This is a genomic window from Massilia sp. TSP1-1-2 (genome assembly GCF_049896185.1).
In the GTDB taxonomy this organism is placed as follows: domain Bacteria; phylum Pseudomonadota; class Gammaproteobacteria; order Burkholderiales; family Burkholderiaceae_D; genus Telluria_A.
The window spans coordinates 1-9,293 of record NZ_JAFCTU010000066.1; the positions used below are offsets into that span (position 1 = coordinate 1).

A 9,293-nucleotide genomic window follows, 5' to 3' on the forward strand; every position below is an offset into this window, starting at 1 on the left:
GGCGACGTGCGCAGCCTGCCGCTGCTCGAGACGTTCCACGCGTCGGTGCAATCGTGGCAGGCCGCAGGCGGCACGCCGGCCGGACAGCTGCGCGAGCGCGTGGCGCGCCAGATGGCGATGGAAAAGGAGCTGGTGCTCTCGCCCGCCTATTTCCTGGACCTGGCACTGCGCCTGGGACGGGTGGCGCACGTGGAAGTGCTGCACAAGCACGGCCACGCCAGCAACGAGCTGACCGGTTACCGCTACGACGTGGTGCTGCACGTCGGTCCCAAGCAGGAAGGCGCCGCGCTGGCGCTCGATTGGCTGGACTGGCGCGAAGCCAAACTGGATGAAGCAGGCCTGCGCGCGCTGCTGGAGAGCCAGTCGCCGACGGTGGCCCGGCTTGGACTGGCGCGCATCCCGAATGCGCGCACGGTGGCCGACGCGGCGCTGGCGCGCGCATTGCAGGAAGCCGGCTCCGAGGTGCCGCTGGCGCGCCTGCAGGAACAGGCGGCGGATGCGGCGCAGGGTGCGTCCCAACCGCAGGCGCTGGTGGAGCTGGCCCGTGAACTGGGTTGGACGGCGCGGCTGCGCTGGAGTGGTGCGCAGCAGGACGAGACCTGCTTCGACCTGGTGCTGGAGCGCGTCGGAGCGGCGCCCGCATGGATCGCGCCGCGGGCGCTGCCCGCTGCCGGCTGGTTGGCGAGCAACCAGCCACTGGCCGGACAGATGATGGAAGAGCTGCTGCCGGCACTGCGCACGCACCTGCAAGCACGGTTGCCGGAATACGCGCAACCGGGCGCGCTGGTGCTGCTCGAGTGGCTGCCCACCACGGCCAATGGCAAGGTGGACTACCGGCGCCTGCCGGCGCCAAAAGGCGCTGGCAGCTCCCAGGAACGGGTGGAGCCGCGCAACGCGCTGGAGCAGGAGCTGGCGCAGATCTGGTCGCAGCTGCTGCGGGTGGAACGCATTGGCGTGCACGACAATTTCTTTGAACTGGGCGGCGACTCCATCATCGCCATGCAGGTCATTTCGCGCCTGCGCCTGGCCGGTTACGAATTCAAGCCGCGCGATCTGTTCGAAGCGCAGACCATCGCGACTGTGGCGCTGCGCGCGGTCGCGCTCGACCCTTCGCGCGCCGATGGCAAAGCGGAAGAACAAGGGCCATTTCCTCTGGCCCCCATCCAATCCTGGTTCCTGGAGCAGCAAGGGACGCTGGAGCCGCATTGGAATCAATGGTTGCGCCTTCCCTTGCGCGCGCCGATTGCCGCCGACAGGTTCCAGGCTGCCTGCGACGCGCTCGTGGCGCGGCACGCGGCCTTGCGCACGCGCTTCGACGCCGCCCAAGGCGGCCGTCAGCATGTGCTCGCGGCCTCGCCGGCCGTGGTCCATGCATACCAACTTGACGCTGGTGCGGACACCGACGCGCTGCAAAAAATCGAGCAGGAACTGCATGCAGGCATCGACCCCGTGCACGGTCCCGTGGTGCGCTTCGCGCAGATCGTCTCTGGGACGCCGGCGCAGGCCCGGTGCGTGATCGTCGCCCACCACCTGGTGGTCGACGGCGTGTCCTGGCGTACCCTGGTCGGCGAGCTGGAACAAGCACTCGCGCAGCCCGACGCATTGGCCGGCATGCCGCGTCCGGCCGCCTTTGGCCAGTGGTGCCGCGCCTTGCAGGGCGCAGGAGATTCGCGCGGCACCGAGCGCGACCTGGCATTCTGGCGCCGCGTGGAAGGCAGCTTTGGCGCCGCCGGAGCCAAAGCGGAACTGCTTGGTGTTCCAACCGGCGCACGCGGGACCTGGGGGCGCGCACAAACGCTCATCGGCTGCCTTGAGGGCGCGCGAACGCGCGCGCTTCTGGCCGACGAAACCTTGGCGGCACGCGGCGGCATGCAGGCGCTGCTCGTGGCCGGTGTGCTGCGCGCCATCGCTGCCTGGAATGGCCAGCAAGACGTGCTGTTGAACCTGGAACGCCACGGTCGCCGCGTGGACGGCGCAGGCCTCGAGGTGTCAGGCACGGTGGGCTGGTTCACTGCGCGCTTCCCGTTGCGTCTTTCCACCGGGCGCGATCTGACCGCGTCCGACCTGCTCATGCGCACCGCGCGCGCGCTCGAGATGGTGCCTGTCGGCGGCGTCAGTTACGGGCTGCTGCGGTACGGCACCGGGGCCATCGGCCGTCAGAGCGAACCGCCGGTCGGCATCAATTACCTTGGCCGCTTCGATCAGATGCTCGCCGGTTCGCACCACTTCCATGCTGATGGCGTAGCGTCCGGACTCTCGTGCGCGCCGCATTCGCCGCGCGCGCAGCTGCTCGAAGTCGATGCGCTGGTGGTAGGCGAGGAGCTCGAAATACGCTGGACGTATGACCAGGACCATATCGCACTCGCGCACGTCGAACAGATGGCGCAGGCGTTACTGCAATGGCTACGTGATGCAGCAACCCAGAGCGCACCAACCCCGGCAGTGATGCTTGCCGCAGCGCCGATTGCGGGGCTGGGGGCCGACATGGATGACGACGAGTTGCGCCACCTGCTCGATGAACTTGAATCTGACCTCGACTGAAGCAACGCTGCACGCTCGACAAGTAGCGTAGTACAAATGATGAGTAAACACACCAACATGGGCACCAACATGAATGAAAATACAGGCGTAACGGCTCGCGCGACGGATCGTATCGAAGCGCTGTATCCCGCCACGCCGATCCAGGAAGGGATTCTTTTCCATGCTGTCGAGGACGAGACCCGCCCCATTTATATCGTCCAGTTGGTGCTCAATCTGCTAGGCGAGGTCGATGCCCAGCGTCTCGAACGCGCCTGGAATGCCGTGATCGCCCGCCATCAATCCTTGCGTACGGCGTTTGCCTGGCGCCGGGTCAAACGGCCCACGCAGGTTGTCTATCGCGAGATCAAGGTCGAACTGCAGGTGCACGACTTCAGTGCTGCTGCCGATGACGCTGCAGCGCGCTTTTTAGAGGCCGAGCGCGCAACGGCGTTTGTCCTGTCGCGCGCGCCATTAATGCGTGTCAGCCTGCTGCGCTTGCCGGAAAACGTCAACGCCATCGTCTGGACCCACCACCACCTGTTGCTCGACGGGTGGTCCGTCGCCAGCGTGATGCGCGAAGTGATGGAGCAGTACGCCGGCGGCGCACCGAAGGCCGCCGGGCCACAGTATCGCGACTATAAGGAGTGGATGGATGCCCAGCCGCGCGGCGCGGCGCGCGCCTTCTGGAGCGCGCAGCTGGCCGGCTTCGACTCGCCCGTCAGTTTGATTGCGCCGGACCGGGCCGCCAGCAATAGCTCATGGTGCAGCGATGCCGAGGCCAGCGCCTGGCTCGGCGAAGACGCCACCGAGCGCTTGCGCCGCTTCGCGCGCGAACAACAGATCACGCCGGGCACGGTGGTGCTCGGGGCCTGGGCGCTGCTGCTGGCGGCGGCCAGCGGTTGCGACGACGTGCTGTTCGGTATGGCGTCTTCGGGCCGGCCGGCGGACTTGCCCGGCATCGAAGCGGTGGTCGGCATGTGCGTCACCAGCTTGCCCCTGCGCGTGCGGGTAGGCGCCGACCAGGGCGTCATTGCGTGGTTGCAGGCCATCGGCGAGCAGGTTGGCGGCATGCAGGAGCACCAGCATCTGGCCATTGGCGAGCTGGCCGAATTGACCCTGGTGCCGCGCCGGCGCCAAATGTTCGACCACGTGGTGGCCTTTGAAAACTATCCAATGGCCGAGGCATTCGATGCCATTCCCGCCGACTGGAAGCTGGCGAGTCTGGAATTGCACCAGCGCAGCAATTATCCTTATGGACTGATCGTGGTCCCCGGCGCGCGCACCGAGCTGCGCTTTCCCTATGACCGCAAGGCCATGGCGACGGCCGAGGCCGAGGAGCGCCTGGCGCAATTGACGACGCTGATCGGCGCGCTGTCGGACGGGCGCATTGCAACTTTGGGCGACGCCTGGGCTATGCTGGCGCCGGCGCCGCCCGTAGCGGCGCTGATCCACGCGCCTGACGCCTGGGCGACATTGGTGGCCACCGGCCTGGATGCAACCGCTTCCGGGCGGGCGCTGGGCGCGCGCGCGCGCGTGCTTGCGGCGGCGCTTGAGCAGGCCGGGCATTCTTGCGACAGCCCGCTCGGCCTTGTGCCAACACTGCCCGAAGATCTGCTGGTCGGCCTGATCGCCGCCACGCTGCGCGGCAGCGACGTCATGCTGCTCGCGCCGCACGCGCAGGCGCCGGCGCTGTGCCGCATGATTGTTTGCGATCAGGAGCCGACCGTATCCACAGCCGGTGGCCCAAGCTTCATCGGCTGGCCAGCCACGCACGCCGGCACCGCCGCCGCGCCCTTCACCAAAGAAGCGGTGCGGGCGATCCGTGTCGGGTTCCAGGAGAGCGTGGATGGCAGCTGGACGACGCTGCCGGTGACGGCGCTCTTTGCGCAATTGCACGCGCTGGCAGCCAGCTGGGCTCCGCGCGCCGGTGAACGGGCGGTGCTCGTATGCCGCGCCCCGGAATTGAGAAATGCCTTCATGTTGGCGCTGCCGCTGGCGTGCGGCGCCGAGACGACGGTGCTCCATCACGCAGCCGACAATACGCTGGGCAGCGTGCGCGCAGCCGTGTCGCTGACGCGGGCCGACTGGGTGTGGACCGATCTGGTCGAGACGAGCGCCGGTGCCGAGCTGGACAGTTGCGTACGGCCGCGGGTGTGGGCGCAATTGCGTTCCTGGAGCGACGTTGGGCAGATTGACGACGCGGTCCAAGGCCACAGCGCTGTGGCAATCTATGCCTGCCCGTACAGCGGCTTGCCGGCGTGGGTGGAAAGCGTCACGGCAAACCCGGACAACAGTGCGCCGCAGATTGACGCCCGCGCCCCACATTGGTCCGTGGTGCGCGTTGGCGCCCAAAGCGGACGCGATGCCGCGCGGCTCGGGACGGGCAAATTGGCGATCAGCCTTCGCCCTGTGGATTCGCCCGCTTTGCCGCTGGTGGAAATGCAGGTACAGGTGCGTCAGCTGGCCGATGGACGCCTGCTTCGGACCGGCGGCGCCAGCTTAGTTGAGTGGCTGGACGGTAAGGCGGTGGACATGGCCGCGCTGGCCGGCGCCTGTCGCCGTGCAGCGCGGCCCTTTGACCTGGCGCTGGGAAGCCGGGTTGGCTGCGACGGGCGGCGCCGCATGCTGGCCTGGACTGTCGGCGGTGAGCCGCGCGAGCAGCTCGGCGCTGAATTTCCGGTTGCCGGGATTGACGCCACATCGCTGATCTGGGTCCCGCTCGCCCACCTGCCACGCAATGGCGCCGGTGAAGTCGATATCGACGCGCTAAACGCGTTGCCGGCGCCTGGCGAGGCCGAACTGAATGACTGGCTTGCGCGCGTCTCCCCGGACTCGCAGGAAGCCCCGCGCATCCGGTTGCGCGCGGTGCTCCCGGCAGACGACGCCGGCGTGGCGGCCGAAGGCCTGGCCGGCCCTGCGCTGGCCGCGCCGGCAGCGCCGGGCGCTGGCGCACCGGTCACGCCCGTGCCGGCGGTGCTGGTCGAGCAGGGCAGCGAAGCGCTGCTCGATGGCGGCCCCGCCTTGCCGTCCGCGATCGATGGCGGCATGGCGCACATGCTGTTGCTGTGCGCCGAGCGCCACGGGCGCAGCGTACTACGCTTTTTTGCCGCCGATGCCAGCCAGGACCAATCGAGCACGCTGCGTGCGCTGTTCTCCGACGCCCTGCGGCTGGCCCAGGAACTGAAGGCCGGCGCTGTGACGCCGGGCGCCCATGTCCTTTTGCAGTGCGACAGCGAGCACGCCGTGCTGCAGGCGCTGTGGGCGTCGATCCTGATCGGCGCGGTGCCGCTAGTGCTGCCGCTGGTGCGCGCAGGCGAGGGCGACCCGGCCATGCGCCGCATGGCACAGGTACTTGAAGTGCTGGACGACGCCGTCGTCGTCGTGCATGCGAAACAGACCGAGGTTCGCCGCCAGTGCACCGACCTGCTGGCGCCCTGCGGCGCCCGCATTGTCGTTCTCACCGGTGGCAGCGAGCCGCTGCGGGCCGAGGCTGTATCGAAACGCGCGGGCGCGGATCTGCTATGCCTGCAATTGACCTCCGGTTCCACCGGGCGTCCCAAATTGGTACCGCTTAGCCACGGCAACGTGTTGGCGCAAATCGCGGCAGCAGTGGACTGCAATGGTTTCAATGCCGCCGACGTGAGCCTGAACTGGGTCGCGATGGACCATGTCGCCCCCATCATGCACCACTTGCGCGACACCGTTTCCGGATGCGAGCAGATCTTCGTTGCCACCAGCCGCGTCATCGGCGCGCCGTCCACCTGGCTTGACCTGGTGGATGCATTCGGCGTTACGCAGATGTGGTCGCCCAATTTCGGACTCAAGCTGCTCAACGCCGAATTGCGCGACGCGCCGGCCGGGCGCTGGAACCTGTCGCACGTGCGCGGCTTTATCAATGCGGGGGAACAGAATTCCTACGCTGCCGTGGCCGAGTTCATCGCGCTCGCGGGCCGGCAAGGCTTTGATCCGGCGGCAATGCGCCCCGCATTCGGCATGGCCGAACTGTGCACCGGCATCACATTTGCCACCGGCTTCGTTCTTGAGCAGGCCTGGCTGCGCCCGGCCGGCTCGGCTTCGGCCTTCGCCAGCCTGGGAGGGCCGACGCGCGGCACCAAGATTCGCATCGTCGACGACCACGCACAGCTGCTTGGCTGCGGCCAGATCGGCCGCCTGCAGGTAAGCGGCCCGAGCATGATGCACGGCTACCTGCGCGACGAACAGGCCAACCGCGCAGCGTTCACGGGCGATGGATGGTTCGATACCGGCGACCTGGGTTTCATCGGCAATGGCAAGTTGTGCCTGACCGGCAGGTCGAAGGAAATCTTGTGCATACGCGGCGTGAACATTCCCTGCGTCGACGTGGAAGAGGTCATGGAACGGGTGGCCGGCGTGGCCGCCACGTTCACGGCGGCAGTGGCCGTTCCCGGCAGCGCCGATGGCGAAGAGCAGCTGGCCGTGTTCTATGTCGGCACCGCAGGAAGCGATCCGGCGGCCACCGCACAGGCGATCCGGCGCGAGGTCACCGTGGGCCTGGGTGTGCACCCGGCTCACGTGCTGGCACTGCCGGAGGGCGCCTTTCCCAAGACGTCCAGCGGCAAGGTGCAGCGCGCGCAGCTGCGCGAGCGCTTCGTGCGCGGCGAGTATGACGCACTGATGCAGGCCGGCGCGGCGCCGGCTGAAACTGACGATACAGTCGGCAACTGGCTGTTCCAGCGCGAATGGACGCGCCGTGCAACGCCGGCGCGCCTGTTCGGGCGCCGCGCCGGTGCCATCGTGCTGCTGCATGACGGCGGCGCCGAAGCGCTGGCCTGCGTTTCGCGGCTGCGCAAGGCAGGATGGACCGTCAGTGCTGCCGTCGCCCCGTCGGCAGACGACCTGGCGCTGCCGGCTTGGCGCGGGGTGCTGGACGCAGCCCTGGCGAAGCAGGGACAGGAGCACAGCGTTCGCGTCGTGCGCTGGCTGGGTCAGGACGCAGCCCACGGGCGCGACGGCGCGGGCGATTGGGCGCATGCCGCGCGCGCCACTGCGGCCAACTTGCTGGGATTGGTGCGCGCCGTACTTGAGCGGGCCGACCGGGGTGTTGTTGCGCTTGATGTGCTCACCCATGGCGCCTGGGCTGTCGTTGGCGGCGACGCTGTGTGTGGCGGTGCTGCCGCCTGCCGTGGCCTGCTGCGCACCGTCGCGCAGGAGTACCCAGACCTCCAGGTGCGCCAGATCGACTTGCCGGCGGTGCTTGACGAAACAGTGCGCTGCGCGCTCGACGCAGAACTGCTGGCCGGCGATTGCCAGGACCAGGTGGCATTGCGCGCCTGCGTGCGGCATGTCGCCGGCCTGGCTGCGGTGCCTTTGCAGATGCCCATGGACCGGGCATGGCCTCGCGGGGCGAGCTGGATCGTCAGCGGCGGCCTCGGTGGCATCGCCTTCGAGGTATGCCGCTGGATCGCGGCGCAACATCAGGGACGTTTTATTTTGCTGGGCCGGCGCGCGCCGCAAGCGGCTTATTCCGCCCTCGCCAGGCTTAAGGCCGAAGGCGTGCAATGCACGTATCGCGCGGTGGACGTGGCTGACGCGCCTGCGCTGCAGGCGGCGGTGGCCAGCGCGCATGCGGAGCTTGGCGGTGAACTGGGCGGCGTCTTCCATCTCGCCGCTGAAGTTGGCGAAGCGGCGCTGGCCGACACCGGCATGGCGCACCTGAGTGCCGCGTTTGACGCCCGCCTGCGCGGCGCCGTGCACCTGCAGCGCATTGCGGCCGACTGGACCGGCCCGGTGGCCGCAAAACCCCTGTTCATCATGTTCGGCTCCGTCAACGGCTGGGCCGGGGGCATCAACACGCTCGCCTATTCGGCTGCCAGCAGTGCGCTCGAGGCGGTGGCAGAGGACGCGGCCGGCGTCTTGCCTGCGCCATGGCGCAAGTTGGCCATTGGCTGGTCGTCGTGGGAAGATACCGGTTTGAGCCGCGACACGGTCACGCGCGCCATGCTGGCGCGGCGTTCTCTGGTGCTGCTGCGCCCGCGGCAGGCGATTGCGCTGCTGGCAGCGGCAGTCCAGTCCACCGCGGCGGTGGTGTTCGCCGGCCTGTCGCCCACGCGTCCGGCAGTGCTGGCTCGGCTGCGCCATAGCAGCGTTCAGGCGCCGCAGGTCGAGGTGGACGATGCCGCGCTGGCAGCTTGCAGCGTGCCCCTCACCGACGCCTTCGGGCGCAAGGTGGCCGTGGTTCACATGGCGGGCGCTATGGCGGAGTCGAGCCCGGCGCAGTGGGCCGAGGGTTCGGTCGGCGCGCGCGTGGAAGCCGTCTGGCGCGAGGTGCTCAATGTGACCGGCCGTTTGCGCGCCGATGACGACTTCTTTGCCTTGGGTGGTCACTCCTTGCTGGCCACCCAGGTGGTCTCGCAGGTGCGCCAGAAGTTTGGCATCGACCTGCCCGGCAAGGTGTTGTTCGACCACTCGACGCTGATCGCGTTCTGTGCGCAGGTGGAGCAACTGCTGGACCAGGTGGCGGTCGGCGACGACGACGGTGCAGCGCCGGGCTTGGCCCTTCAGGCCCATGCCTGGGCGGCTGGCGAAGAAGCGCAGGCGTCATCCGCCCAGCAGCGACTGTGGCTGCTGGACCAGATGCAGCCTGGCGACCCGTTCTACAACATCGTGGCGGCAGTCGCGCTGCGCGGCGCGCTCGACGTGGCGGCGCTGGAAGGCGCTTTGCAGGCCATCGTCAACCGGCACGAAGCACTGCGCACCCATTTCGAGACCCGGCAAGAAGTTCTGGTGCAGATGGT

Annotated in this window: 2 protein-coding genes; both read left to right on the forward strand. The window is 68.4% G+C overall.

Going from position 1 to position 9,293, the window contains the following annotated elements:
- Positions 1 to 2,541, forward strand: a 2,541-nt coding sequence (locus ACP7BV_RS26685) for a condensation domain-containing protein (RefSeq protein ID WP_426107921.1), incomplete at its 5' end; no start/stop codon positions are given.
- A gap of 69 nt (positions 2,542 to 2,610) precedes the next feature.
- Positions 2,611 to 9,293: SDR family NAD(P)-dependent oxidoreductase (locus tag ACP7BV_RS26690; protein WP_426107922.1), on the forward strand; the 6,683-nt coding region annotated here is incomplete at its 3' end.